Source organism: Lelliottia sp. 7254-16 (assembly GCF_002922995.1).
In the GTDB taxonomy this organism is placed as follows: Bacteria; Pseudomonadota; Gammaproteobacteria; order Enterobacterales; family Enterobacteriaceae; genus Enterobacter; species Enterobacter jeotgali.
The window spans coordinates 49,857-74,258 of record NZ_PQVS01000013.1 but is presented as its reverse complement, the minus strand read 5'-3'; the positions used below and the strand labels follow the sequence as shown (position 1 = coordinate 74,258).

Annotated in this window: 29 protein-coding genes; 20 read left to right on the top strand and 9 right to left on the bottom strand. The window is 54.9% G+C overall.

Translation table 11 applies throughout. From position 1 onward, the window contains the following. Positions 1-16 precede the first annotated feature (16 nt). Positions 17-745, top strand: coding sequence for an esterase (yjfP, locus tag C3708_RS16870; protein WP_103949836.1), 729 nt, complete (start codon positions 17-19; stop codon positions 743-745). Here yjfP and ulaR read toward each other — a convergent pair. Together ulaR and ulaG are read right to left on the bottom strand one after the other, a co-directional pair. Continuing rightward, entirely contained in the window at positions 742-1,497 is a 756-nt protein-coding gene (gene ulaR, locus C3708_RS16865) for an HTH-type transcriptional regulator UlaR (protein ID WP_103947877.1), read from the bottom strand. The genes yjfP and ulaR overlap by 4 nt on opposite strands. 112 nt (positions 1,498-1,609) lie before the next feature. Then, positions 1,610-2,674, bottom strand: a complete 1,065-nt coding sequence (gene ulaG / locus C3708_RS16860; RefSeq protein ID WP_103949835.1) for an L-ascorbate 6-phosphate lactonase — start codon at positions 2,672-2,674, stop codon at positions 1,610-1,612. 359 nt (positions 2,675-3,033) lie between these two features. On the opposite strand from ulaG, the gene ulaA reads away from it, so the two are divergent. Genes ulaA through C3708_RS16830 form a run of 6 tightly spaced genes read left to right on the top strand, consistent with a single transcriptional unit; the run spans position 3,034 to position 7,442 of the window. Next, positions 3,034-4,431 (top strand): PTS ascorbate transporter subunit IIC, encoded by a 1,398-nt coding sequence (ulaA, locus tag C3708_RS16855; protein ID WP_103947878.1) that lies wholly within the window; start codon positions 3,034-3,036, stop codon positions 4,429-4,431. Between the two features lie 15 nt (positions 4,432-4,446). Further along, positions 4,447-4,752, top strand: coding sequence for a PTS ascorbate transporter subunit IIB (ulaB, locus tag C3708_RS16850; protein ID WP_095280496.1), 306 nt, complete (start codon positions 4,447-4,449; stop codon positions 4,750-4,752). A gap of 9 nt (positions 4,753-4,761) precedes the next feature. After that, positions 4,762-5,229 carry a PTS ascorbate transporter subunit IIA gene (ulaC, locus tag C3708_RS16845; RefSeq protein WP_095280497.1) on the top strand — a complete coding sequence of 156 codons (468 nt, stop codon included), beginning with the start codon at positions 4,762-4,764 and terminating at the stop codon, positions 5,227-5,229. A 13-nt stretch (positions 5,230-5,242) separates the two neighbouring features. Next, entirely contained in the window at positions 5,243-5,893 is a 651-nt protein-coding gene (gene ulaD, locus C3708_RS16840) for a 3-keto-L-gulonate-6-phosphate decarboxylase UlaD (protein ID WP_095280498.1), read from the top strand. A gap of 9 nt (positions 5,894-5,902) precedes the next feature. Beyond that, positions 5,903-6,769, top strand: coding sequence for an L-ribulose-5-phosphate 3-epimerase (locus tag C3708_RS16835; RefSeq protein WP_103949834.1), 867 nt, complete (start codon positions 5,903-5,905; stop codon positions 6,767-6,769). After that, entirely contained in the window at positions 6,756-7,442 is a 687-nt protein-coding gene (locus C3708_RS16830; RefSeq protein ID WP_103947880.1) for an L-ribulose-5-phosphate 4-epimerase, read from the top strand. The genes C3708_RS16835 and C3708_RS16830 overlap by 14 nt, the downstream gene beginning before the upstream one ends. Before the next feature lie 79 nt (positions 7,443-7,521). Here the strand turns inward: C3708_RS16830 and yjfY are convergent, their stop codons facing one another. Further along, positions 7,522-7,797, bottom strand: a complete 276-nt coding sequence (gene yjfY / locus C3708_RS16825) for a DUF1471 family protein YjfY (RefSeq protein WP_095280501.1) — start codon at positions 7,795-7,797, stop codon at positions 7,522-7,524. Positions 7,798-8,140: 343 nt separating this feature from the next. Between yjfY and rpsF the strand changes: the two genes are divergently transcribed. From rpsF to C3708_RS16800, 5 genes are all read left to right on the top strand, one after another. Beyond that, on the top strand, positions 8,141-8,536 hold the full coding sequence (rpsF, locus tag C3708_RS16820; RefSeq protein WP_011915632.1) for a 30S ribosomal protein S6: 396 nt from the start codon (positions 8,141-8,143) through the stop codon (positions 8,534-8,536). A gap of 6 nt (positions 8,537-8,542) precedes the next feature. Further along, positions 8,543-8,857, top strand: coding sequence for a primosomal replication protein N (gene priB / locus C3708_RS16815; protein WP_014068638.1), 315 nt, complete (start codon positions 8,543-8,545; stop codon positions 8,855-8,857). A gap of 4 nt (positions 8,858-8,861) precedes the next feature. Next, positions 8,862-9,089, top strand: a complete 228-nt coding sequence (gene rpsR, locus C3708_RS16810; RefSeq protein ID WP_000135199.1) for a 30S ribosomal protein S18 — start codon at positions 8,862-8,864, stop codon at positions 9,087-9,089. Positions 9,090-9,130: 41 nt separating this feature from the next. Continuing rightward, positions 9,131-9,580 carry a 50S ribosomal protein L9 gene (gene rplI, locus C3708_RS16805; protein WP_095280502.1) on the top strand — a complete coding sequence of 150 codons (450 nt, stop codon included), beginning with the start codon at positions 9,131-9,133 and terminating at the stop codon, positions 9,578-9,580. 153 nt (positions 9,581-9,733) lie between these two features. Further along, on the top strand, positions 9,734-10,669 hold the full coding sequence (locus C3708_RS16800; RefSeq protein WP_103949833.1) for a DMT family transporter: 936 nt from the start codon (positions 9,734-9,736) through the stop codon (positions 10,667-10,669). Positions 10,670-10,704: 35 nt separating this feature from the next. On the opposite strand, the gene C3708_RS16795 is transcribed toward C3708_RS16800, so the two are convergent. Then, positions 10,705-11,349 carry an OapA family protein gene (locus tag C3708_RS16795; RefSeq protein WP_095280504.1) on the bottom strand — a complete coding sequence of 215 codons (645 nt, stop codon included), beginning with the start codon at positions 11,347-11,349 and terminating at the stop codon, positions 10,705-10,707. Between the two features lie 233 nt (positions 11,350-11,582). On the opposite strand from C3708_RS16795, the gene fklB reads away from it, so the two are divergent. Together fklB and cycA are read left to right on the top strand one after the other, a co-directional pair. Continuing rightward, positions 11,583-12,203 carry an FKBP-type peptidyl-prolyl cis-trans isomerase gene (gene fklB, locus C3708_RS16790; protein ID WP_174348693.1) on the top strand — a complete coding sequence of 207 codons (621 nt, stop codon included), beginning with the start codon at positions 11,583-11,585 and terminating at the stop codon, positions 12,201-12,203. 307 nt (positions 12,204-12,510) lie between these two features. Then, positions 12,511-13,920 carry a D-serine/D-alanine/glycine transporter gene (cycA, locus tag C3708_RS16785; protein WP_095280506.1) on the top strand — a complete coding sequence of 470 codons (1,410 nt, stop codon included), beginning with the start codon at positions 12,511-12,513 and terminating at the stop codon, positions 13,918-13,920. Between the two features lie 96 nt (positions 13,921-14,016). Here cycA and ytfE read toward each other — a convergent pair whose 3' ends face one another. Further along, positions 14,017-14,679 carry an iron-sulfur cluster repair protein YtfE gene (gene ytfE, locus C3708_RS16780; protein WP_103949832.1) on the bottom strand — a complete coding sequence of 221 codons (663 nt, stop codon included), beginning with the start codon at positions 14,677-14,679 and terminating at the stop codon, positions 14,017-14,019. Between the two features lie 248 nt (positions 14,680-14,927). On the opposite strand from ytfE, the gene C3708_RS16775 reads away from it, so the two are divergent. Next, a complete protein-coding gene (locus C3708_RS16775; protein WP_103949831.1) occupies positions 14,928-16,577 on the top strand; it encodes a methyl-accepting chemotaxis protein in 1,650 nt (549 codons plus the stop codon). 119 nt (positions 16,578-16,696) lie between these two features. On the opposite strand, the gene C3708_RS16770 is transcribed toward C3708_RS16775, so the two are convergent. The 4 genes from C3708_RS16770 to C3708_RS16755 all read right to left on the bottom strand — a co-directional run bounded on the left by C3708_RS16770 (position 16,697) and on the right by C3708_RS16755 (position 20,137). Next, the gene (locus C3708_RS16770; protein WP_103949830.1) at positions 16,697-17,659 is read right to left on the bottom strand and encodes a DMT family transporter; all 963 of its coding nucleotides are present in this window, start codon (positions 17,657-17,659) and stop codon (positions 16,697-16,699) included. A gap of 75 nt (positions 17,660-17,734) precedes the next feature. Then, on the bottom strand, positions 17,735-18,559 hold the full coding sequence (locus C3708_RS16765; RefSeq protein ID WP_103947883.1) for an AraC family transcriptional regulator: 825 nt from the start codon (positions 18,557-18,559) through the stop codon (positions 17,735-17,737). A gap of 81 nt (positions 18,560-18,640) precedes the next feature. Continuing rightward, positions 18,641-19,489 (bottom strand): SDR family oxidoreductase, encoded by an 849-nt coding sequence (locus tag C3708_RS16760; protein ID WP_095280511.1) that lies wholly within the window; start codon positions 19,487-19,489, stop codon positions 18,641-18,643. Between the two features lie 90 nt (positions 19,490-19,579). Next, a complete protein-coding gene (locus C3708_RS16755; RefSeq protein WP_095280512.1) occupies positions 19,580-20,137 on the bottom strand; it encodes a hypothetical protein in 558 nt (185 codons plus the stop codon). Between the two features lie 220 nt (positions 20,138-20,357). Here C3708_RS16755 and C3708_RS16750 point away from each other — a divergent pair, with 220 nt between their 5' ends. Genes C3708_RS16750 through C3708_RS16730 form a run of 5 tightly spaced genes read left to right on the top strand, consistent with a single transcriptional unit; the run spans position 20,358 to position 24,294 of the window. Further along, a complete protein-coding gene (locus tag C3708_RS16750) occupies positions 20,358-20,717 on the top strand; it encodes a copper resistance protein (RefSeq protein WP_095280513.1) in 360 nt (119 codons plus the stop codon). A 48-nt stretch (positions 20,718-20,765) separates the two neighbouring features. Continuing rightward, on the top strand, positions 20,766-22,778 hold the full coding sequence (locus tag C3708_RS16745; RefSeq protein ID WP_103949829.1) for a protein-disulfide reductase DsbD: 2,013 nt from the start codon (positions 20,766-20,768) through the stop codon (positions 22,776-22,778). A gap of 2 nt (positions 22,779-22,780) precedes the next feature. Further along, positions 22,781-23,365 (top strand): DsbA family protein, encoded by a 585-nt coding sequence (locus tag C3708_RS16740; protein WP_103949828.1) that lies wholly within the window; start codon positions 22,781-22,783, stop codon positions 23,363-23,365. Continuing rightward, the gene (locus C3708_RS16735; RefSeq protein ID WP_095280516.1) at positions 23,355-23,858 is read left to right on the top strand and encodes a protein disulfide oxidoreductase; all 504 of its coding nucleotides are present in this window, start codon (positions 23,355-23,357) and stop codon (positions 23,856-23,858) included. The genes C3708_RS16740 and C3708_RS16735 overlap by 11 nt, the downstream gene beginning before the upstream one ends. Before the next feature lie 49 nt (positions 23,859-23,907). After that, entirely contained in the window at positions 23,908-24,294 is a 387-nt protein-coding gene (locus C3708_RS16730; RefSeq protein WP_095280517.1) for a helix-turn-helix domain-containing protein, read from the top strand. The last annotated feature ends 108 nt before the right edge of the window (positions 24,295-24,402 follow it).

Genomic DNA, 24,402 nt, shown 5'->3' with positions numbered 1-24,402 from the left:
AGAAAGAGGATCGGCAATGATTGAACTAAAGACGCAGCAGCTTGGTGAGCATGAAATTCTACACGCTTTCCCGGCTGGATTGAGTGAGCAACCATTGCCACTTGTGATTTTTTATCATGGGTTTACCTCATCTAAACTGGTTTACAGCTACTTTGCGGTCGCGCTGGCGCAGGCAGGATTTCGTGTGGTGATGCCCGATGCGCCCGATCACGGTTCGCGTTTTTCGGGTGATGAGCAGACGCGTTTGGGCCAGTTCTGGCAAATCTTACAGGGCAGCCTGGGCGAGTTTTCCGGGCTAAGAGATGCGCTCTATCAGGCGGGGCTGGTGGCCGATGAACGTCTCGCTGTAGCAGGTGCGTCGATGGGGGGAATGACCGCACTCGGGATCATGGCACGCCATCCGGAAGTGAAGTGCGTGGCGAGCTTAATGGGGTCGGGCTATTTTTCGACGCTTTCTCAGACGCTATTTCCGCCCCAGGCGCAGGATGTCGACGCGGTTCTCGCCTCGCTCGCTGACTGGGACGTGACTCACGCGCTGCCGCGTTTGGCCGACCGCCCACTGTTGCTGTGGCACGGCGAGGCCGATGATATCGTGCCTGCCGCCGAAACGTTGCGTTTGCAGCAGGCGCTTGTGCGAGAGGGGCTGGATAATAACCTGACCTGCCTGTGGGAAGCGGGCGTGCGGCATCGCATTACGCCCACGGCGCTGGATGCCACCACTGATTTTTTCCGTAAAAACCTTTAAACGCGCAGGATTTTGACGCCCAGATCCTCAAGTTTTTGCAGGATCTGCGGATTAGCACTTTTACCGGTGATCACCATGTCGATCTGCTCGGCGCGGCTGAACAGCATTCCGGCTCGTTCGCCCACTTTGCTGCTGTCGACCAGCACCACCAGTTTCCCGACGACATTCAGCATATTTTGTTCCGCCATCGCCGTGAGCATATCAGTTTTGTACAGCCCATCGGCGGTCAGCCCTTTGCCGCTGGTGAACATCCAGTGCCCGGCGTACAGGCTGTTTTCACTGTCCTGTGGGCTGAGGGTGATGGACTGGCTCTTGTTGTACTGGCCGCCCATGATCACCACGCTTTCGTGCTCCTGGTCGATCAGATAGTTGGCCAGCGGCAAATAGTTTGTGATGATTTGTACCGGTTTTCCGCACATTTCACGGCCCAGTAAAAAAGCCGTCGAACCGCAGTTAATCACCACGCTTTCACCGGGATTCACCAGTTGCGAAGCGGCGCGGGCGATACGCACTTTCTCATCGTGATTCTGCGCCTGATGAATATTCATTGGCGTCCAGCGTGGGCGTTGCTGGCTAATGGCTTCCGCGCCATTGCGCACTTTCTTGAGCTTACCGCTCTCATCGAGCTTATTGATATCGCGGCGCGCCGTGGCAGGGGATATTTCAAGACGATCAATCACTTGTTCGACGGTGACAAAACCTTTTTGTGCCAGGAGTTCCAGTAAGATTTGATGCCGTTGCGCTTCCGTCATGAGCTATTCCGAAAAAAATTGATTTTAAAAGATGATATTTGAAATAGCCTGAAAATACTAAGCAAAAGAGAAAATCGCCAGGCGCACTGGCCTGGCGAAAGCTGTTCTTTGGTTACAGGAACGATTTAAACGGCAGATCCGGCTCAATGGTGAAGCAATCATCAAAGCCACGCGGGTAGTGATATTCGAAATTATCTTTATCCAGCGGCCAGGTAAATTTGCCGCCCACCTGCCAGATAAACGGCTTGAATCCGTACTTCAGACGATCTTTTTTCATCTCCCACAGGACCCGAATTTCCTGCGGATCGGCCTGGAAGTTTGACCAGATATCGTGATGGAACGGAATCACCACTTTGGTGTTGAGCGCTTCCGCCATACGCAGCATATCGGCGCTGGTCATTTTATCGGTAATACCGCGCGGGTTCTCTCCGTATGAGCCGAGCGCGACGTCGATCTTGTGTTCGTTGCCGTGCTTAGCATAGTAGTTGGAATAGTGAGAGTCGCCGCTGTGATAAAGCGATCCGCCCGGTGTTTTGAACAGATAATTTACCGCACGTTGGTCCATGCCATCCGGCAGAATACCTGCGGCTTTTTGGTCGGCTGGGAGGGTTATCAACGCGGTACGATCGAACGCATCAAGCGCATGAATTTCCACGTCTTTGATTTTCACCACGTCGCCCGGTTTCATGACGATGCAGCGCTCTTTCGGCACGCCCCAGCCAATCCACAAGTCGACGCAAGTTTGTGGCCCAATAAACGGCACATCGTCCGCGCAGTTTTGCATGACTGCTGCGGCCACGTTGACGTCGATATGATCGTTATGATCGTGAGTCGAGAGCACCGCATCGATCTGACGAATGGCGAACGGATCCAGCACAAACGGCGTGGTGCGCAGGTTTGGCTGTAGTTTTTTGACGCCTGCCATGCGCTGCATCTGGTGTCCGTCTTTCATCAGCGGATTGCCGTGGCTCTGTTTGCCGGTGCCGCACCAGAAATCGACGCAGATATTGGCACTGCCTTCTGATTTCAGCCAAATACCGGTACAGCCAAGCCACCACATTGCAAAAGTGCCTGGTGCGACCTGCTCTTGTTCAATCTCTTCATTCAGCCAGCTGCCCCATTCCGGGAAGGTGCTCAGAATCCATGATTCACGGGTGATGGATTTCACTTTACTCATTGTTCAACTCCCTTTTTAATCATAAATAATCATTTAGTGATTTGTTATGATTTATTTTGTCACCATTAAATCAGCATTGCAACGACGATTTTGCATAATCATTGATGTAACACATCGAAGTAACAGGAAGTGAAGAATGCGATTCTTATTTCTGGGTTTGTGTTAATTATCTAAATTAAAAGAATAAATTATGATTCATGCGTATGGAATGAAAATCATTATGAAGTGCAGGGAAATAATTTGCGTGACGCGTCACAAATAATCAAATTCAATCTTGTGGTGATTATTTGTGATTACTAGAGTGAGGGCACTTCTCTTACGCAGTTTGTCCTTTGTGCCCTCACTTTCTGGAGTGTGTTATGGAAATCCTCTACAGCGTCTTTACCGTCTTCTTCAATCAGGTAATGACCAACGCGCCGCTGTTGCTGGGTATTGTGACCTGTCTCGGCTATATCCTGTTGCGTAAAAGCGCGAGTGTGATCGTCAAAGGCACCATCAAAACGATTATCGGTTTTATGCTGTTGCAGGCGGGATCGGGTATTTTGACCAGCACGTTTAAGCCCGTTGTCGCCAAAATGTCAGAAGTTTACGGCATTAATGGTGCGATTTCGGATACCTACGCGTCGATGATGGCGACCATAGAACGCATGGGTGATGCTTACAGCTGGGTTGGCTATGCGGTGCTGCTCGCGCTGGCGTTGAATATCACTTACGTGCTGCTGCGCCGGATCACGGGCATTCGTACCATCATGCTGACGGGACATATCATGTTCCAGCAGGCCGGGCTGATTGCCGTCTTTTTCTTTATCTTTGGCTACCCGATGTGGACCACCATTATCTGCACGGCGGTGTTGGTGTCGCTCTACTGGGGCATCACCTCCAACATGATGTACAAGCCGACGCAGGAAGTGACCGACGGCTGCGGTTTTTCCATCGGACATCAGCAGCAATTTGCCTCGTGGATCGCCTATAAAGTCGCGCCATACCTCGGAAAGAAAGAGGAGAGCGTGGAAGACCTCAAACTCCCCGGTTGGCTGAACATTTTCCACGACAACATCGTCTCCACGGCGATTGTCATGACCATTTTCTTCGGCGCGATTCTGCTCTCTTTTGGCATTGACGTGGTGCAGGCGATGGCCGGGAAAACCCACTGGACTATCTACATTCTGCAGACAGGCTTCCAGTTCGCGGTGGCGATTTTCATCATCACTCAGGGCGTGCGCATGTTTGTCGCTGAGCTTTCCGAAGCATTCAACGGTATCTCCCAGCGACTGATTCCCGGTGCCGTTCTGGCCATTGACTGTGCGGCTATCTACAGCTTTGCGCCGAATGCGGTGGTGTGGGGCTTTATGTGGGGCACTATCGGCCAGCTGATTGCGGTTGGCATTCTGGTCGGCTGTGGCTCTTCCATTCTGATCATCCCTGGCTTCATCCCAATGTTCTTCTCTAACGCCACTATTGGTGTCTTTGCTAACCACTTCGGCGGCTGGCGCGCGGCTGTCAAAATTTGCCTGGTGATGGGGATGATAGAAATCTTTGGCTGCGTGTGGGCGGTCAAACTCACCGGTATGAGCGCGTGGATGGGCATGGCGGACTGGTCGATTCTGGCACCACCGATGATGCAGGGCTTCGCCTCTGTCGGCCTGGCCTTTATGGCCGTCATTATCTTGATTGCACTGGTTTATATGGTCTTCGCTGGGCGCACACTGCGCGCTGAAGAAGACGCAGAGAAACAGCTGGCAGAGCACTCTGCCTAACAAGGAGTTTTGATTATGACCGTACGTATTCTGGCAGTGTGTGGTAACGGACAGGGCAGCTCCATGATCATGAAAATGAAAGTGGACCAGTTTCTCACCGGGGAAGGTGTGAGCCACACGGTGAACAGCTGCGCCGTAGGCGAGTACAAAAGCGAGCTAAGCGGGGCGGATATCATTATTGCCTCAACGCATATTGCAGGCGAAATCACGGTGACGGGCAATAAATATGTGGTGGGCGTGCGCAATATGCTCTCCGCCGCCGATTTCGGTCCAAAGTTGATGGACGTCATCAAAGAGCACTTCCCCGGCGACATCAAATAAGGACGCGACATGAAATTACGTGATTCGCTGGCGGAAAACCGTTCCATCCAGCTGCAGGCCGAGGCCAGCACCTGGCAGGAGGCTGTCAAACTGGGCGTTGATTTGCTGGTTAAGGCCGATGTGGTTGAGCCGCGCTACTACCAGGCCATTCTCGACGGCGTGGCGCAGCACGGCCCGTACTTCGTCATTGCGCCAGGCCTTGCCATGCCACACGGTCGCCCGGAAGAGGGCGTCAAAAAAACCGGCTTCGCGCTGGTGACGCTGAAAACACCGCTGGTGTTTAACCACGAAGACAACGACCCGGTCGATATCCTGATCACTATGGCGGCAGTTGATGCCACCACCCATCAGGAAGTGGGCATCATGCAGATCGTGAATCTGTTTGATGATGAAGCCAATTTCGACCGCCTACGCGCCTGTCGTACCGAGCAGGACGTTCTGGAATTAATCGATAGCGCCAATGCGGCGACAGTTTAATAGGGAATTGAAAATGTCATTACCAATGTTGCAGGTGGCTCTGGATAACCAAACGATGGCTCACGCGTACGAAACAACGCGTCTGATTGCAGAAGAAGTCGACATCATCGAAGTCGGCACTATTCTTTGCGTCGGGGAGGGGGTGCGCGCGGTGCGTGACCTGAAAGCTCTGTATCCGCACAAAATTGTGCTGGCCGATGCCAAAATTGCCGATGCGGGGAAAATTCTCTCCCGTATGTGTTTTGAAGCCAACGCCGACTGGGTGACGGTGATCTGCTGCGCGGATATCAACACCACCAAAGGCGCGCTGGAAGTGGCAAAAGAGTTCAACGGCGATGTGCAGATTGAACTGACCGGCTACTGGACCTGGGAACAGGCGAAAGAGTGGCACGACGCGGGTATTCAGCAGGTGGTTTATCACCGCAGCCGCGACGCGCAGGCCGCCGGTGTTGCCTGGGGCGACGCGGACATCAGCGCCATCAAACGTCTTTCGGATATGGGCTTTAAAGTGACGGTGACGGGCGGTCTGGCGCTGGAAGACTTACCGCTGTTTAAAGGGATTCCAATCCACGTCTTTATTGCCGGTCGCAGCATTCGCGATGCCGCGTCTCCGGTTGAAGCCGCGCGTCAGTTCAAACGCTCCATCGCCCAGCTGTGGGGATAAGGAGCGGGTATGTTGTCTACACAAGCTCCGCTCGGTATCTATGAAAAAGCTCTTCCCGCCGGTGAGTGCTGGCTTGAGCGCTTACAGCTTGCGCAAAAACTGGGATTCGATTTTGTTGAAATGTCCGTGGATGAAACAGATCTACGCCTTTCTCGTCTCGACTGGAGTCGTAAAGAGCGTCTGAAGCTAGTCAACGCGGTGGCGGAAACCGGCGTGCGGGTGCCGTCAATGTGCCTGAGTGCCCATCGTCGTTTTCCACTCGGTAGTGAAGACGATCTGATTCGCGACCAGGGGCTGGAGATCATGCGCAAAGCCATCACGTTTGCGCAGGATGTTGGAATTCGTGTGATCCAGCTGGCAGGCTATGACGTCTATTATCAGAAAGCGAATGATGAAACTCGCCGTCGTTTTCGTGAGGGACTGAAAGAGAGCGTCGACATGGCCAGCCGTGCGCAGGTGACGCTGGCGATGGAGATCATGGATTACCCGCTGATGAACTCCATAAGCAAAGCGCTTGGCTATGCACACTACCTCAATAATCCGTGGTTCCAGCTTTATCCTGATATCGGCAATCTGTCGGCGTGGGATAACGACGTACAAATGGAGTTGCAGGCAGGTCGCGGGCATATCGTGGCGGTTCACGTCAAAGACACACTTCCTGGCGTATTCAAAAATGTCCCGTTCGGCACCGGGGTTGTGGATTTCGAACAATGCTTCCGGACGCTTAAACAGAGTGGCTATTGTGGGCCGTACCTGATTGAGATGTGGAGTGAAACGTCAGACGACCCGCTCGCCGAAGTGGCGAAAGCCCGCGACTGGGTACGCGAGCGGATGGCGCGGGCCGGATTGCTGGAGGCGTCTCATGCAACAGCTTAAACAGCAAGTGTTTGACGCCAATATGGATCTCCCGCGCTACGGTCTGGTGACGTTTACCTGGGGTAATGTGAGCGCGATCGATCGTGAACGCGGGTGGGTGGCGATCAAACCCAGCGGTGTGGCATATGACGTCATGCAGCCAGAGGATATGGTGGTGGTAGATCTGGACGGCAACGTTATTGACGGGAAATGGAACCCCTCTTCGGATACTGCCACCCATCTGGCGCTTTATCGCCGTTATCCGTCCCTCGGCGGCGTGGTGCATACCCACTCGACCCATGCAACGGCTTGGGCGCAGGCGGGGCTGGCCATCCCGGCGCTTGGCACCACGCACGCTGACTATTTCTTTGGTGACATCCCCTGTACCCGCGCGTTAACCGAAGAAGAAGTGCAGGGCGAATATGAGCTAAATACCGGGAAAGTCATCATCGAGACGGTCGGTGAGCGCGAACCGCTACATACGCCGGGAATTGTCGTCTGGCAGCACGGTCCATTCTCGTGGGGCAAAAATGCGCACGATGCGGTGCACAATGCGGTGGTGATGGAAGAGGTGGCGAAAATGGCGTGGATTGCGCGCGGTATCAATCCACAGCTTCAGCCCATCGACAGCTATCTGATGAACAAGCACTATCTGCGCAAACACGGTCCAAATGCCTATTACGGGCAGAAATAAAAAAAGCCCCCGGGCAGGGGGCAAGTCAAACTATGGCTATATTTTCGTTGTTGGCTTTCCTGGTGCTAGCGTCAAAGTCTTATCGATAGATATCTGCGCTGGCGTGCATATTGCCGTTGCTACCGGGCTCGCGGGTCAAAATGACGTGGTAGTACTTTGCGCCCTGTGCATCGGTCTCTTCATTCAGCGCCTGATCTGCTTCACTTTCGGTGGCGAAGTTATGATTGATGTAAATTACGCCCAAGCTCTGCACATCATCCATATTTCTGGCCTGTCGACCGTCTATCTTGATGGCTGCCATCGCGTTTGCACTAAGCAAAAGCGCAGCCAGAATGGCAATTACGATGTTTTTCATGATATGCGCTCCACGACTGCGTGCTGTGTGACGGTTTGTACCTCTCCTGTGCTGTTCGGATGGGGTCTGATTAAAGTGTAATCGTTAATATTGTGGGGAATGGCGACCATTTCTGATGCTGTTGTTCAAAAAAGTAGCGCTACCCGATGTGACTAATTTTAAATCATCTACTTAGACCGGCTTCACGCTTTGTGCGAATTATTTGTGCAATCAGCTTGAGTTTTTTAGGGTTCGCAATTAGAATGACGCGTCAATTTTTCGGCCGCCCTTTAACACGTTCCTTGCCTCCATGGGCCGCGGCTGACCCAGACAGGAGGCTGAATAATCCGTAAGGAGCAATTCGATGCGTCATTACGAAATCGTTTTTATGGTCCATCCTGACCAGAGCGAACAGGTTCCGGGTATGATCGAACGTTACACTGGTGCAATCACTGCAGCAGAAGGTACGATCCACCGTCTGGAAGACTGGGGCCGCCGTCAGCTGGCTTATCCGATCAACAAACTGCACAAAGCTCACTACGTTCTGCTGAACGTTGAAGCTCCGCAGGAAGCGATCGATGAGCTGGAAACTAACTTCCGCTTCAACGACGCCGTTATCCGCAGCATGGTAATGCGTACTAAGAACGCAGTTACCGAAGCATCTCCGATGGTTAAAGCGAAAGACGAGCGCCGTGAGCGTCGCGATGATTTCGCAAACGAAACCGCAGATGATTCTGATGCTGGGGATTCTGAAGAGTAATTTCTGATGACCAACCGTCTGGTGTTGTCCGGTACCGTGTGCAGGACCCCCCTTCGTAAGGTCAGCCCATCAGGAATTCCTCATTGCCAGTTCGTGCTTGAGCATCGTTCTGTGCAGGAGGAAGCCGGGTTTCACCGGCAGGCGTGGTGCCAAATGCCCGTTATTATTAGCGGACACGAAAACCAGGCCATTACTCACAGTATAACGGTCGGTAGCGCAGTAATCGTTCAGGGGTTCATTTCTTGCCACAAGGCAAAGAACGGCCTGAGCAAAATGGTTCTGCATGCCGAGCAGATTGATTTGATAGATTCTGGAGACTAGCCATATGGCACGTTATTTCCGTCGTCGCAAGTTCTGCCGTTTCACAGCGGAAGGCGTTCAAGAGATCGACTATAAAGATATCGCAACGCTGAAAAACTACATCACCGAAAGCGGTAAGATTGTCCCAAGCCGTATCACCGGTACTCGTGCAAAATATCAGCGTCAGCTGGCTCGCGCTATCAAACGCGCTCGCTACCTGTCTCTGCTGCCGTACACTGATCGTCATCAGTAATCGGGCACGGTCCATTAATACGACTTTAAGAGGATAAGGTAATGCAAGTTATTCTGCTTGATAAAGTAGCAAACCTGGGCAGCCTGGGTGATCAGGTTAACGTTAAAGCGGGCTACGCTCGTAACTTCCTGGTTCCACAGGGCAAAGCTGTTCCTGCTACTAAGAAAAACGTTGAGTTTTTCGAAACCCGTCGTGCTGAACTGGAAGCCAAACTGGCTGACGTTCTGGCGGCTGCTAATGCTCGTGCTGAAGCAATCAATGCACTGGGCACCGTTACCATCGCGTCTAAATCAGGCGACGAAGGTAAACTGTTCGGTTCTATCGGTACTCGCGACATCGCTGACGCTGTAACTGCAGCTGGCGTTGAAGTGGCTAAGAGCGAAGTTCGTATGCCGAACGGCGTTCTGCGTACCACTGGTGAGCACGAAGTGGACTTCCAGGTTCACAGCGAAGTGTTCGCTAAACTGGTTGTTAACGTTGTAGCTGAGTAATTTTTTACTCTGTTAGCGTTTAAGCGCCGGCCTTGTGCCGGCGTTTTGTTTTTTTAAGCCCCGCCAAAATCACACCCTGCGTCTTGTATGGTAGCTATTCCTCTCGCATTCCCTGATAATAATTGAAACGCAATTTTATCTTTGAGATTTGCTATGGAAGCCTCTCCTTCAGTCCCCGTTTTCGCCCGAAAGAATATCGCCTACGCAAGCGCTACACTGTGTTGTTTGTTATGGGGTAGCTCTTATCCGGCGATCAAAAGTGGCTACGAACTTTTCCAGATTGCTACCGACGATATTCCGTCGAAAGTGGTCTTTGCCGGTTACCGTTTTCTCTTCGCAGGTATGCTGTTGCTGATGTTTGCGCTGGCCCAGCGCAAACCCATTGCCCGGCTCACGCCACGGCAGTTTGGGCAGCTGACGTTGCTGGGTCTGACACAAACGACCATCCAGTACACGTTCTTCTATATCGGCCTCGCGTATACGACCGGCGTCAAAGGCTCGATAATGAACGCGACCGGGACTTTCTTCAGCGTACTGCTGGCGCACTTTATCTATCAGAACGACAAGCTTAGCTATAACAAAACCATCGGCTGTGTTCTCGGTTTTGCAGGTGTGATGCTGGTGAACTTCAACAGTGGATTGATGGATTTTAGCTTTGTCTGGAAGGGTGATGGTTTTGTGGTACTGGCGGCGTTTATCCTGTCTGCTGCCACGCTGTACGGTAAACGTATTTCGCAAACCGTCGATCCGACGGTGATGACTGGCTGGCAGCTGGGGATTGGCGGTGCTGTTCTGGTGGCCGGTGGCTATGCGACGGGCGGAACGCTGGAAGTACACAGTATGGCGGCGGTGGCCGTGCTCGGCTATCTGACCCTGCTGTCGTCCGTGGCCTTTGCCCTGTGGAGTATGCTGCTGAAAGTAAACCGCGTGAGCATGATTGCTCCGTTCAACTTTGTCATCCCCGTCGCGGGGACGGTGCTGTCGGCCATTTTCCTTGGGGAAAACATTCTGGATATCAAATACGCGATCGCGCTGGTGCTGGTTTGCTCGGGGATTTGGTGGGTGAATAAGGCGAAAAAAGCGGTCTGATATGAACGCCCGGCCGGCACGACCGGGCATCTCGGTTATTTCACTCGCATAAAGCTGCCGTTTTGTTCACGCATAAACAGCACCTGCTGGCCGTTGCCGGTATCAATCGTCAGGCCCGTCACCACGCCGCTGGCGTTCTGGCGAATCTGCACCATCTGCCCGTTCTGTAAGTTGCTCAGAGGTTTTCCTTCGCCTTCGACCTGCGCCATCGCATAGACATCGGTCGGTGGCAGATTATGGTCGCGGAACAGCTGCGCCATCGTTTTGCCCGGCTCGACGCGATACGCGCGCCACTGCTGATCAATACCTGGCGGCTGTTGCGCCTGCGACCGAACGGGCGCGGCTGCCTGTTCCTGCGGTTGCTCTTCCTGAACGGGCTCCGGCGAGACCGGTGCTACCAGGCCTGGATCGTTAGACGGTGTGACCAGCTGCGTTTGCATCGGTTGTTGATCGGGCTGTGGCCGTGACTGCGACTGAATATCCAGCTGAGCGTTGCGGCTCACGGGCTGCACATCACTGCTGTCATCGCCTGAAGGAAGCAGGAATCCGATCACTACCACCAGCGCCGCAATAATAATGCCTCGGCGGTGCAGCGGCGGCAGCGGGTCCATGATGCGAAAATTGTCCGGCGCGTGCCAGATTTTCGCCAGGGTAGGTTTCAGTTCAAATCGCCCGGGCATGGCTCTCCTCCTGCTCCGCATCATTATAATCCTGTCCTGAGAAGTATAGTCTGCTAACTGCCTGAATGGCGTAGTAAACCCGACTCGTGTGACTCATGTTTAGGAAAACACCTGGTCGCCCCTATTGTTTCTGTTTCGCCGCTGTTTGTCATCTTTACTTCAGACAAAGTTTTACCCATAAGGGCGTGGCTGATATGCTGCCCGCTACTTTAAATGTGATGGAAGGAAAACCCATGACCACCCCGACTTTTGACACTATCGAAGCGCAGGCAAGCTACGGTATCGGTTTGCAGGTAGGACAGCAGCTGAGCGAATCCGGCCTGGAAGGACTGTTACCTGAAGCACTGGTGGCGGGCATCGCTGATGCGCTGGAAGGCAAACACCCGGCTGTACCGGTAGACGTTGTACATCGCGCACTGCGCGAAGTTCACGAGCGTGCGGATGCCGTTCGCCGTGAGCGTTTCGAAGAAATGGCCGCTGAAGGCGTGAAATACCTGGAAGAAAACCGCGAGAAAGAAGGTGTTAACAGCACCGAATCTGGCCTGCAATTCCGCGTGATCACTCAGGGCGAAGGCGCGATTCCTGCGCGCACCAACCATGTACGCGTGCATTACACCGGCAAACTGATCGACGGTACTGTGTTCGACAGCTCCGTTGCGCGTGGCGAACCGGCTGAATTCCCGGTCAATGGCGTGATCCCTGGCTGGATCGAAGCGCTGACGCTGATGCCAGTTGGTTCCAAATGGGAACTGACTATCCCACAGAACCTGGCCTACGGCGAGCGTGGCGCTGGCGCGTCTATCCCGCCATTCAGCACCCTGGTATTTGAAGTCGAGCTGCTGGAAATCCTGTAATCGGCACACGTATTTCCTCTCCCGCTGCGGGGGAGGAAATAGTGAGAAAACCTATAGTTACGCCGATATCAATATTTAATCTTGCAAACAGCCGAGTTGCGTGTATTTTTGTGAGCTGTTTCGCGTTGTATGAGTGATATGACACTCACTTTAAACATATTATTAACATAATATCTATTTCATAGTATTCATCCCGCCGATTCTTACCTACTATCGATGAGTCCTTTTACGGGACCGTCTTTTTTTGACGTATTTAAAGGCCAGAAGAGCCTAACAACACAGACAGGCACAAACAGGAAAAAATCACATGGTAGATCAGGTAAAAGTCGTTGCCGACGAAGAGGCATCGTCTGAACAGTCGCTACGGCGCAATCTCACAAACCGTCACATTCAGCTTATCGCCATCGGCGGTGCCATCGGCACAGGGCTGTTCATGGGGTCAGGTAAAACCATCAGTCTTGCCGGACCGTCGATCATCTTCGTCTATATGATCATCGGTTTTATGCTGTTCTTCGTGATGCGTGCAATGGGTGAATTGCTGCTCTCGAATCTCGAATACAAATCCTTTAGCGACTTCGCCTCCGACCTGCTCGGTCCGTGGGCGGGATACTTTACCGGCTGGACCTACTGGTTCTGCTGGGTGGTCACCGGCATGGCGGACGTCGTCGCCATAACGGCCTACGCACAATTCTGGTTCCCCGGCCTTTCCGACTGGGTGGCATCGCTGGCGGTAATCGTTCTGCTGCTGAGCCTTAACCTCGCCACCGTCAAAATGTTCGGTGAGATGGAGTTCTGGTTCGCGATGATCAAAATCGTCGCTATCGTTGGGCTGATTGTGGTCGGTCTGGTGATGATCCTGACGCACTTCCAGTCGCCGACCGGTGTGCAGGCATCCTTTACGCACCTGTGGAATGACGGCGGCTGGTTCCCGAAAGGGCTGAGCGGCTTCTTCGCGGGCTTCCAGATTGCGGTGTTCGCCTTCGTGGGTATTGAACTGGTGGGCACCACCGCTGCGGAAACCAAAGATCCGGAGAAATCCCTGCCACGTGCGATCAACTCGATTCCGATTCGTATCATCATGTTCTACGTCTTCGCGCTGATCGTGATTATGTCCGTGACGCCGTGGGGCTCCGTTGTCCCAACCAAGAGCCCGTTTGTTGAGCTGTTTGTTCTGGTGGGTCTGCCTGCTGCGGCCAGCCTGATTAACTTCGTGGTACTGACCTCGGCGGCTTCTTCGGCGAACAGCGGTGTGTTTTCCACCAGCCGTATGCTTTTCGGTCTGGCGCAGGAAGGCGTCGCGCCGAGTGCGTTCGCCAAGCTGTCCAAACGCGCGGTTCCGGCGAAAGGGCTGACCTTCTCCTGCATCTGTCTGCTGGGCGGTGTGGTGATGCTGTACGTCAACCCGAGCGTGATTGGCGCATTCACCATGATTACCACGGTGTCGGCTATCCTGTTCATGTTTGTCTGGACGATTATTCTGTGCTCGTACCTGGTGTATCGCAAACAGCGTCCGCAGTTGCATGAAAAATCAATCTACAAAATGCCGCTTGGCAAGCTGATGTGCTGGGTTTGCATGGCGTTCTTCGTGTTTGTACTGGTTCTGCTGACGCTGGAAGATGACACCCGTCAGGCGCTGATCGTGACGCCGCTGTGGTTCATCGCGCTGGGGTTAGGCTGGCTGTTTATCGGTAAGAAACGTATGGCAGGCGTGCGTTAATTCTGTAGCCGGATGGCGCTGCGCTTATCCGGCCTACGAAGACAAAAAATGCACGAGATGTAGGCCCGGTAAGGCGAAGCCGCCACCGGGCTTTTTTTATTCCCCGGCTAATGCGCGCGGGAACAGGACGTTGTTTTCCAGACTGATGTGTTCCATCAAATCGTCGATCAATACGTTGATCCCGTTGTACATCGCTTTCCAGGTGGTGCAAGCATCCGCCGGTGGCGTGACGTTATTGGTGGTGTGTTTGATCACTTCCAGCAGCTCGCCCGCGTCGTCGTGCTCACTTTCCATGACGCTGATCGGCCCCATCGCCTGGCTACCCATGCCCTGCTTGATCATCGGGAACAGGATCTGCTCCTCTTTCATCATGTGGCTTGAAAGCTCTTGATGCAGCATGGTCAGGTATTTCGCCAGGCCGCGCGGTACGGAGGCCTTATCCGCATGTACGCGCTCGACTTTCGTCGCCTGAAGAATCAATTCCGGCAGTTGTTCACGGTGGCGATCGTGATAACGCACGATGATGTGGTCAATGATTTCTGCCAGCGCCACGCTGCGCCAGTCTTTCTCTATCGGTTGCTCGGCCAGTTGCGCCAGTTCGGCTTCAATCGCGTCAACATCCAACTCTTTACGCAGAGCCGCACGCGCCAGCGTTTGCTTCCCGCCACAGCAGTAATCCATATCGTATTTACGAAACAGCGCAGATGCGCGTGGAATGGAGAGCGCCAGCTCGCCTAAAGGTTGGTCGCGAAAGGCCATAGCAGTTACCTCATCATGAAGAATATAAGATGCATTTTAAATGCATCTTTAAGGCGAAGCTATAACCCTTTAGTGGCAACGGTAAAAACGAGAGGTGCGTCACAATTATTTTGAAGTTTTAAGCTGCTGAATGGCTTTAATAAATTCCGAAAATGACACGCTTATGCCCGTCCCTACGTTAAACAACCCCGCGCGTCTGCCGATAGATACACGTCAAACACTATCCTGCATATAACTAAAGGCATCGCATGTTTAAACGTATAAAAGTCATTACCCTATTGATCTCGGTGTTGCTCGGGCTGGGCGCAGTCCAGCTGATCTCCGCCGGGGTGTTCATCAATGCTCTGAATAACGACAAAGATAACTTTACCGTCTCCCAGCTTTCCAGCCAGAACGTGGCTGAATTTACTGACGCCTGGATCAGCCTCAACCAGGCACGCGTCACGCTCAACCGTGGCATGCTCCGTTTGCAGAGCAGCGTCGCAAGCCAGATTAACGGCGGACAGCTGAACGAGTTGGTCGCCACGGCCAAAAATCTGCTGGCCGAAGCGCAGGGTCATTACGATAAATACTACGCTTTGCCAGAAACACCGGGGATGGACGAGAACCTGTCCAAAGAGCTGGAAGAGCAATATCGCGTATATTCATCCACACTGACGCAAATGAACACCTTGCTGGCGCAGGGCAATCTTGAAGATATGTTCAAGCAAAATGCCGAGCAAAAGCAGACCGGCATGCAAAAAGTGTATCGCGAGTGGCGCGAGGCGCAGGCGAAACTGACCAGCAGAGGCATTCAGGACAATGAAAGCGACTACAACCGCATCCTGTGGATCCTCTCCGCCATTATGCTGGTGGTTTTGGCGGTGATTATCACCAGTTGGATTGCGATGCGCCGCGTGCTGTTGCTGCCGCTGCATGACGTGATCAGCCATATCCGCGCGATTGCGGCGGGCGACCTGACGCAGCCGATCGATGCCCAGGGCAAGAACGAAATGGCGGTTCTGGCGCGTAACGTGCAGGAGATGCAAACCGCATTGGCAAACACTGTTGGTGTGGTGCGTGAAGGGGCTGACACTATTTATACCGGCGCGGGCGAAATTTCTGCCGGCAGCAACGATCTCTCCTCCCGTACCGAGCAGCAGGCCGCATCGCTGGAAGAGACCGCCGCAAGCATGGAACAGCTGACCGCGACCGTGAAGCAAAACGCCGACAACGCCCGTCAGGCGTCCCGTCTGGCGCTGGACGCTTCGACTACCGCCAAAAAAGGCGGCAGCGTGGTGGAAGGCGTGGTGCGCACAATGGATGAAATCGCCACCAGCTCCAGCAAAATTGCCCAGATAACCAATGTGATTGACGGCATTGCGTTCCAGACCAATATTCTGGCGCTGAACGCAGCGGTAGAAGCCGCGCGCGCAGGCGAGCAAGGCCGTGGCTTTGCCGTGGTGGCTGGCGAAGTTCGCACGCTGGCGCAGCGCAGCGCCCAGGCGGCGAAAGAGATCAAAGGGCTGATTGATGATTCGGGCGATCGCGTCAACGCCGGTTCAGCGCTGGTCAATCAGGCCGGGGAAACGATGGCCGAAATCGTTAACGCCGTAACGCGCGTGACCGACATCATGGGCGAAATCGCCTCGGCGTCCGATGAGCAGAGCCGCGGTATCGACCAGGTCGGCCAGGCGGTGGCGGAGATGGATCGTGTGACGCAGCAAAACGCCTCGCTGGTAGAAGAATCCGCCGCAGCGGCAGCCGCGCTGGAAGATCAGGCCGCGCGCCTGAACGAAGCGGTCGCGGTGTTTAAAATCACCCGCGGCCAGGCGGTAAAAGCGGCTCCGGTAAAAACGTACGCAGCGAAGGCTAAGTCAGCGGCGACGGTCAACGAAGCTCACTGGGAAACCTTCTGACAGATGCCGGATGGCGCTAGCGCTTATCCGGCCTACATAAACCGCGCCGGATGGTGCAAATTCATCATTGTGGTTTTGTAGGCCCGGTAAGCGCAGCGCCACCGGGCTTTTTTTTACATTTAGGCTACCGGAACCACCGTCGGTTTTTCCGGTTTTGCTCTGACAGCAATCACCACCCCCACCACCAGCAGCGCGATTCCACACCCTGTTAACAGCGGCGGCACGCTGTGGCGCATCAGGAAGGTATAAAGCAATCCGGCCAGAGTTTCGAAGACAATCAGTGGCACCAGAATCACCGTTGGCAATTTTTGGCTGGCGATATTCCAGCACAGCGCTCCCACCCACGAGCACAGCACCGCAATTGCCACCATCAGGCCGACAAACACCCACGGACGTGGGCCGAACGGCAGGGCAAATTCCGGCTGTTGCAGATCCAGCCACCAGCAAGATGCCGCATACCCCAGCAGCGAAACCGGCAGCGTCACCAGCGCCTGCGCGGTCGCCCACATCATTGGGTGCTTATCCGGATTTTCCCGCAGCCAGCGGGCGTTACGAAGGGCATACCACGCCCAGCAGACGACGGACACCGACGCCAGCAAAATCCCCGACCCGTAGCGCCATCCGTCAAACTCGCCAACGCCCACGTGGTGCAATTCAGCAATGTTCACCAACGCCAGGCCGATGGCGATACACACCAGCGCAGGGATCATTTTTGACCACGCCAGTTTGCCGTCGCGCTGGCTATACAGCAGGTTAGCAAATACCGGAATGACCACTGGCAGTGTCCCAATAATCATCGTCGAAACCGGCGCACCGGTGCGCTGAATGGCACTTGCCAGACACACGTAATAGATAATATTGCCCATCATGGTCAGCGCCAGTGCGGTTTTCCAGTCATGGTGAGTGAGTTGGCGAAGGCGTGCGCGGCCCAGCCACGCCAGCGGCAGGGCGATCAGCCCCAGCGCCAGATAGCGCCCCATCGACTGCAACACCGCCGGGTATTCTGGAACCATTAACGGGCCGACAAAAATCAGTCCCCACATCAAACCCGCCAGCAGGGCATACAACACGCCGATAATCATTTTGCCATCCACATCAAAGAAACCTGCGTGCAGTGTAGAAAAGCAATGGGCGGGAATATTGTATGAGGTTGCGCATTAGCGCCGGACGACCTGCTTTTGATAGCGAACGGGCGTAATGCCGTAGCGATGAGTAAAGGCGCGGGTGAGATGCGACTGATCGGTCAGGCCGGTGGCGGCGGCCACTTCGGCGGCGGGCATACCGAGGGTCAGAAAGGCTTTGGCACGCCACAGGCGGATCGCCATCAGCATCTGATGCGGCGTGACGTGAAAGTGAGCTTTAAACTGGCGCTGGAAATGGTAAGGACTGAGCGACACCACACGCGCCAGTTCGTCCAGCGTCACTGGATGCATATAGTTGTCGTGCAGATACTCGCGCACCCGCTCGAAGCGATGTGCCCCTTCCTGAATCACCGGTGCATGGCGCGCCAGTGGTTGAAAAGTGTCGATCAAATCCAGCAGCAACCCCTTCTGCGCCAGCGGATCGTCCGTATGCCACAGACCATAAATCAGCTGACAGATCTGCTGCGAGCGCAACGGGTCGTGGCGCGTTACATCGCTAAACCACCAGTGGCGAATGCCAGTGACGTCTTCGAGCAGGTCGGGATCGAGATACACCATCCGGTAGCGCCAGCCGTCGTCGGTTGCGGCTTCGCCGGTGTGCAGCTCGTCAGGATTCATGGTGACAACAGAATGGACGGGAGCGACGTACTGGGTGCCGCGATAGCGAAAGCGCTCGGCACCGGCTTCGATTGCGCCGATCCCGAAGGCTTCGTGGGTATGTGGTTCAAAGGCGTAGCGTGAGATATGCGCGTGATACAGTTCGACGCCCGGCACTTGCGCCAGATGGCGAAAGCGCGCGCTGTCTCTCTCATCGATGAACTGTTCGGGTACGCCTTGCACGGTGAGCCTCCGGGTGGGTCATCTTTTCATTATCAGAGATGACCCACGGGGATGCCACAAAAATTAACCACCGCGTAACCGTTACAGAATGCCTTTTACGCTCTCAGCCAGCGGCGTGGTTGGGCGACCAATCAGTTTGCTTAAGGTATGGCTGTCGTCGAACAAACCGCCTTTAGACGCGCCCGTATCGGAGTCAGCCAGCATGTCTGCCAGCCCGGCCGGTAAGCCCACGCCTTTCAGTGCGGCGGCGAAATCGGCTTCGCTCAGGTTCTGGTACGTCACCGGTTTTCCGCTCTGTTTGCTCAGCTCGGCGGCCAGCTCGCTCAGCGTCCAGGCGTTGTCGCCCGCCAGTTCGTACACTTTGCCCTCGTGGCCTTCTCCGGCGACAACGATAGCCGCTGCCGCCGCGTAATCTTCGCGCGTGGCCGAGGCGATTTTGCCTTCACCCGCCGCGCCGATAAACACGCCGTGCTCAATTGCAGGTGGTGCACTGGCGAGATAGTTTTCAGTGTACCAGCCGTTACGCAGCAGGGCGTAAGGAATGCCAGAATCGGCCAGCGCTTTTTCAGTCTGAACGTGTTCAACGTGCAGGCCAAGCGGGGATTTATCCGCATGCAGCAGGCTGGTGTATGCAATGAATTTCACGCCTGCCGCTTTGGCCGCGTCAATGACGTTTTGATGTTGAGTGGCACGTTGGCCGACTTCGCTGGAGGAGATCAGCAGCAGTTTATTCACGCCGCTTAAGGCAGCGGTGAACGCCGCCCGATCGGTGTAATCGGCCTGACGCACAACAATACCTTGCTGGCTCAGGGCGTCGGCTTTCGCCGGATTGCGCACAATTGCCACGATCTGGCTGGCAGGAACGGTTTTCAGCAGATTTTCGATAACGTGTTGGCCAAGCTGGCCGGTAGCGCCGGTAATTGCGATCATCAGGGAACTCCTTCGTGTTTGTCTGGTGTTGTAAAACACTAACACCTAAGCTTACTTTTAGTAAGTACGTACAAAAAGGTAAGTATTAAATCATTCATTCCGGCTCACTTCCTGACTCAACAACCGGGCTTCTTGTGCCGAAATCGTGGCTGCCGATTTAAAAGCTATAAACACCAGCAGGGCGCAGGCGATAAACCCCCACCAGAAATGACCGTTCAACAGTAGCAGACTGGCCACAGCGACATACGACACCGCCGTCACGGCGCTGACGAGCGCGACTTTAATGGCAATTTCTTCATTACGTTTGAGGGATGTGCCGATGAGTACCGCGATTAAAATCATGCCGATCGCGGCACCGATAACCGGAAGGGCGCAAATCATGGCGGCAACCAGGAAAATTAACGTCTGGTATTTACGTAAACCGGGATGATGCGCAAAGAAATCAGTTTCAAAGACCGTTTGCGTGGAGCGGTTAAATATCCGCACCAGGCAATTTTTCCTGAAAAGCAGGTGCAGGTGCTGCCCTGTTTCCAGTTGAGACAGAACCCGTGCAGGGATCGCAATAGTGTCTTTCGTGTCACCCCGTTTCAGGACAATAGAATTCCATGAGATGTGTTCAATCTGACCTGCCAGTAGTTTCTTTTCCATTTGTCATCATCGTTGAGTGACTGGATAACAGAGGCGCATCTTAGACTACGCGGAGTTAAGTAGTGTAAAGTTGGCTGCTAACTCAATAAGGTATTGTACAGATTGTTAAAGTGCAGATTATTGGACGAGGATTTTTCTGCTGCTTGTCTCTCGACGTTTCTTTACAGCACGCCGAGATTTTTGCCGCTAAGATAACCTCCTGAACTTTATCGAGGCGTTTATGATCCCCCGTCAGCGGAAAGCTTTTCTTCTTGTCGCTCTGGCATGTCTGGTAGTGCTTGTTTGCACCACGCAGCGCATGGCGGGGCTGCACGCGCTGCTGATGAACGTCTCGCCTGTTGCTCAGCAAACGGTACAGCAAAGCGGTGAAGCCGACGCTCCGGTCACACCCTGCGAGCTGAGCGCCAAATCTCTGCTGGCGACACCGCCGATCATGTTTGAAGGCGCGCTATTTGCCATCACGCTGATACTGGCTGTGCTGGCCGTTGTGCCGCCTCGTCCGGTGCGCCGTTGGCCGCCTCGCGTTATCTCTCCGCCCCGATTGCGGGTGCATCTGCGACTCTGCGTCTTCCGTGAATGATTGATTGCCTGGGAATATAGGTTAATCAATTATTTATGGAGAAAATAAATGCATGCATTTTTAAGGCAGCTTGTGCTCTGCCTGTTTTGGCTATGGCTGCCCGTCAGTCAGGCCGCCGACAGCGGCTGGCTCCGCGCTGCCGATAACGATCACGCCAGCGTTCGCCTGCGGGCAGACGCTCAGGAAAAGGGTGATACGCGCCTGCTGCTGGACGTTACGCTGGAGAAAGGCTGGAAAACCTACTGGCGATCGCCGGGAGAAGGCGGTATTGCGCCCGCCATCAAATGGCAAACCCCGCTGGAGATGGACTGGCGCTGGCCCGTGCCGCAGCGTTTCGAAGTAGCAGGCATCACCACGCAGGGTTATGACGGCAAGGTGTCGTTCCCAATAACCTTACGCGGTCAACTGCCGGGTAAACTGGCGGGTGTGCTGACGCTCTCCACCTGCAGCAACGTCTGCATCCTGACGGACTATCCCTTTGCGTTGGATCTCAGTGCGCCCGCCGATCCGCAGTTCAACTACGACTTCAGCCGCGCGCTGGGCACACTGCCGCTTTCTGAAGGGCTGACTTCCCAGATCACAGCCGGTTTCGGCGCAGAAAAGCTAACTGTCACCGCCACCCGCGAGGCGGGCTGGCAAAACCCCGAGCTGTTTATCGACACTTTGGCAGACACAGATTTTGGCAAACCGGTTTACCAGGTTGACGGCCAAACCCTGACCGCTAGCGTGCCCGTTAGCGATGGCTGGGGAGAAGCGGCTCCGGATCTGCGGGGCAAAACCCTGTCGCTGGTGCTGGCAGATAAGGGGCAGGCGCAGGAAAGCCGGGTGATAGTGGGAGAAACTCAATCCAGCGACGCGCCGCTCTCGCTTGGCGGGATCATACTGATGGCACTGGTCGGAGGGCTGATCCTCAACGTCATGCCGTGCGTGCTCCCGGTGCTGGCGATGAAACTGGGCAGCATTGTGCAGACCTCTTCGGTCAACCGCCGTCGCGTTCGCCAGCAATTTATGGCCTCGGCCGCCGGGATCGTAACCTCCTTCCTCGCCCTGGCCCTGATGATGACCGTACTGCGCCTCGGCAATCAGGCACTCGGCTGGGGCATTCAGTTCCAGAACCCGTGGTTTATCGCCGCGATGGCGCTGGTGATGGTGATATTCAGCGCCAGTCTGCTGGGCCTGTTTGAAATCCGGCTCTCCTCGGGGCTGTCCACGTTTCTCGCTACGCGGGGTGGCAATGGTCTGCTCGGGCATTTTTGTCAGGGCGCTTTTGCAACGCTGTTGGCGACACCCTGTACCGCGCCGTTTCTTGGCACGGCGGTTTCTGTCGCACTGGTCGCGCCCTTGCCGCTGCTGTGGGGGATCTTCCTGGTGATGGGGGTTGGCATGAGTTTGCCGTGGCTGTTGATCGCCGCCTGGCCGGGACTGGCATTGCACATGCCGCGTCCAGGGCGCTGGATGAACGTAGTGCGGGTGATTCTGGGGCTGATGATGCTCGCTTCGGCGCTGTGGCTGAGTAGCCTGCTCGCGGTGCATATCGGGCCAATCCCAACGCTGACGTTGACCGCCTTCATCATCATTGGGCTATTGCTTGCGACGTTATGGCGCTGGGGCTGGCGGACAGCTTTATCCTGGGCAGTGGCTGCGACAGTAGCGCTTGCCATTCTCTTTTCGCTCTTACGTCCCGGCAGCGCTGCGCTGGTGGAGGATCGCGTTGCCTGGCAACCGCTCAGCGAAGAGGCCATCACCGCTGCCCTTGCTGAGAATAAGCGGGTATTTGTGGATGTCACCGCCGACTGGTGCGTGACCTGTAAAGCGAACAAATACAACGTGCTGCTCCGCGATGAGGTGCAAGACGCCCTGAGTGCGCCGGACGTGGTAGCACTGCGCGGCGACTGGAGCCGTCCGTCCACGACGATTAGCCAGTTCCTCCACGCTCGCCAGAGCGCCGCCGTCCCCTTCAATCAAATTTATGGCCCAGGGCTTGAGCAAGGCCGCGTATTGCCGCCGTTGCTGGAAAGAGACTCTCTCCTTCAGACCCTGACCGACGCCAAAGGAAAATAACGATGCGTATTATGACTTTCATCATGTTGATGTGCTTTTCAGCCCTGAGCTTCGCCGCTGAACCCGATCTGGAAAATTTACTGTGGAACGATCCAAATACCCCGGCGATGGGGGCAGAAAAACCGCGCCTGACGCTGGTGTCATTTACTGATTACAACTGCCCGTACTGCAAACAATTCGACCCGGAGCTGGAAAAAATCGTGCAAAAGTATCCGGACGTCAAACTGGTGGTGAAACTCCTGCCGTTTCGCAGTGAAAGCTCTGCCCATTCAGCGCGTATCGCGATGACCGCGTGGCGACAGCAGCCTCAGCAGTTCTGGGATTTGCACCATCGGCTGATGTCGAAGAAGGGCTATCATGACGATGCCTCTATCCTGGCTGCTCAGCAGAAAACGGGTACTGCGGCCATCAAAGCGGACGAGAAAAGCGGCGAAACGCTGCAGATGAATTTGATTCTCTCGCAGGTGTTGGGTGTGCAAGGTACTCCGGCGACGCTTGTTGGCAAAACAATGGTGGCGGGCGCCATTCCTTACGACGAACTGGAGGCGCTGGTAAAGCAAGAGCTGGCGAATCCTGATGCGCAGTAAATACATGCGCTGGCTGCGCGAAGGTATCGTCTGGCTGCTGATTGCGACAGCCACTGTGCTGGTTGTGGATCAGTTTCGCAAACCGGCGCTCCCGGCGACATTTATCAGCACGCCGTTGCAGACGCTGGACGGCGAATCGGTTGATCTGGCGCAGAAGAGCCACGAACGACCGCTGCTGGTTTACGTCTGGGCAACCTGGTGCGGCGTGTGCCGGTACACCACTCCCTCGGTGGCAGAAATGGCGGAGGAGGGGAAAAACGTCATCACCGTTGCGCTGCGATCCGGCGAAGACCCTGCTCTAAGTCAGTGGCTGGCGAAAAAAGGTTATGCGATGCCGACGGTCAATGATCCTCAGGGCCTGCTCGCGAGGAGCTGGCAAGTGCAGGTCACGCCGACGGTAATGATTGTGTCGCAGGGAGAAGTGAAATCCATCACCACGGGTTACACCAGCGGCTGGGGCATGAAGCTGCGGCTCTGGTGGGCGGGGGTGTGATGTGGCACACTGGAGCTAACTTTTAGTAAGTACCGTCAGAAAGGTGAGTATGAAAACGTCAATTCCGACGCTCAGTGAGCAAATGCGCGACGGCAATCTGTTTGCCGAACAGTGTCCGTCCAGAGACGTGCTCAAGCACGTGACCAGCCGCTGGGGCGTGCTGATTCTGGTGGCGCTGCGTCAGGGGACACATCGTTTTAGCGACCTGCGCCGCAAAATGGGTGGCGTCAGCGAGAAAATGCTGGCTCAGTCGTTGCAGGCGCTGGAACAGGACGGCTTTGTCGATCGCGTTTCATATCCGGTGGTACCACCGCACGTGGAGTACAGCTTAACGCCGCTGGGCGTTCAGGTGAGCGAGAAGGTGGCCGATCTGGCGGACTGGATTGAGGTGAATACGCCGCAGGTGTTGGCCCATCGGGACGACCGTGCGGCGTGATGAATTGCCGGGTGGCGCTGACGCTTACCCGGCCTACAGTTTCGGCGCGATTTGCGGGTTTTGAACTGCGGATTCGGTGCGATTTGCGGGTTTTGTAGGCCGGGTAAG

Bases quoted from the DNA above. Each gene is read 5' to 3' on its own strand.
- ulaR (WP_103947877.1), bottom strand. From the start codon at position 1,497: ATGACGGAAGCGCAACGGCATCAAATCTTACTGGAACTCCTGGCACAA.
- ulaC (WP_095280497.1), top strand. From the start codon at position 4,762: ATGAAATTACGTGATTCGCTGGCGGAAAACCGTTCCATCCAGCTGCAG.
- C3708_RS16830 (WP_103947880.1), top strand. From the start codon at position 6,756: ATGCAACAGCTTAAACAGCAAGTGTTTGACGCCAATATGGATCTCCCG.
- priB (WP_014068638.1), top strand. From the start codon at position 8,543: ATGACCAACCGTCTGGTGTTGTCCGGTACCGTGTGCAGGACCCCCCTT.
- C3708_RS16730 (WP_095280517.1), top strand. From the start codon at position 23,908: ATGAAAACGTCAATTCCGACGCTCAGTGAGCAAATGCGCGACGGCAAT.
- C3708_RS16775 (WP_103949831.1), top strand. From the start codon at position 14,928: ATGTTTAAACGTATAAAAGTCATTACCCTATTGATCTCGGTGTTGCTC.
- C3708_RS16745 (WP_103949829.1), top strand. From the start codon at position 20,766: ATGCATGCATTTTTAAGGCAGCTTGTGCTCTGCCTGTTTTGGCTATGG.
- yjfP (WP_103949836.1), top strand. From the start codon at position 17: ATGATTGAACTAAAGACGCAGCAGCTTGGTGAGCATGAAATTCTACAC.
- C3708_RS16735 (WP_095280516.1), top strand. From the start codon at position 23,355: ATGCGCAGTAAATACATGCGCTGGCTGCGCGAAGGTATCGTCTGGCTG.
- fklB (WP_174348693.1), top strand. From the start codon at position 11,583: ATGACCACCCCGACTTTTGACACTATCGAAGCGCAGGCAAGCTACGGT.
- cycA (WP_095280506.1), top strand. From the start codon at position 12,511: ATGGTAGATCAGGTAAAAGTCGTTGCCGACGAAGAGGCATCGTCTGAA.
- ulaA (WP_103947878.1), top strand. From the start codon at position 3,034: ATGGAAATCCTCTACAGCGTCTTTACCGTCTTCTTCAATCAGGTAATG.
- ulaB (WP_095280496.1), top strand. From the start codon at position 4,447: ATGACCGTACGTATTCTGGCAGTGTGTGGTAACGGACAGGGCAGCTCC.
- C3708_RS16800 (WP_103949833.1), top strand. From the start codon at position 9,734: ATGGAAGCCTCTCCTTCAGTCCCCGTTTTCGCCCGAAAGAATATCGCC.
- ulaG (WP_103949835.1), bottom strand. From the start codon at position 2,674: ATGAGTAAAGTGAAATCCATCACCCGTGAATCATGGATTCTGAGCACC.
- yjfY (WP_095280501.1), bottom strand. From the start codon at position 7,797: ATGAAAAACATCGTAATTGCCATTCTGGCTGCGCTTTTGCTTAGTGCA.
- C3708_RS16760 (WP_095280511.1), bottom strand. From the start codon at position 19,489: ATGATCGCAATTACCGGCGCTACCGGCCAGCTTGGCCAACACGTTATC.
- C3708_RS16740 (WP_103949828.1), top strand. From the start codon at position 22,781: ATGCGTATTATGACTTTCATCATGTTGATGTGCTTTTCAGCCCTGAGC.
- ulaD (WP_095280498.1), top strand. From the start codon at position 5,243: ATGTCATTACCAATGTTGCAGGTGGCTCTGGATAACCAAACGATGGCT.
- rpsR (WP_000135199.1), top strand. From the start codon at position 8,862: ATGGCACGTTATTTCCGTCGTCGCAAGTTCTGCCGTTTCACAGCGGAA.
- C3708_RS16835 (WP_103949834.1), top strand. From the start codon at position 5,903: ATGTTGTCTACACAAGCTCCGCTCGGTATCTATGAAAAAGCTCTTCCC.
- rpsF (WP_011915632.1), top strand. From the start codon at position 8,141: ATGCGTCATTACGAAATCGTTTTTATGGTCCATCCTGACCAGAGCGAA.
- C3708_RS16755 (WP_095280512.1), bottom strand. From the start codon at position 20,137: ATGGAAAAGAAACTACTGGCAGGTCAGATTGAACACATCTCATGGAAT.
- C3708_RS16770 (WP_103949830.1), bottom strand. From the start codon at position 17,659: ATGATTATCGGCGTGTTGTATGCCCTGCTGGCGGGTTTGATGTGGGGA.
- C3708_RS16750 (WP_095280513.1), top strand. From the start codon at position 20,358: ATGATCCCCCGTCAGCGGAAAGCTTTTCTTCTTGTCGCTCTGGCATGT.
- ytfE (WP_103949832.1), bottom strand. From the start codon at position 14,679: ATGGCCTTTCGCGACCAACCTTTAGGCGAGCTGGCGCTCTCCATTCCA.
- C3708_RS16795 (WP_095280504.1), bottom strand. From the start codon at position 11,349: ATGCCCGGGCGATTTGAACTGAAACCTACCCTGGCGAAAATCTGGCAC.
- rplI (WP_095280502.1), top strand. From the start codon at position 9,131: ATGCAAGTTATTCTGCTTGATAAAGTAGCAAACCTGGGCAGCCTGGGT.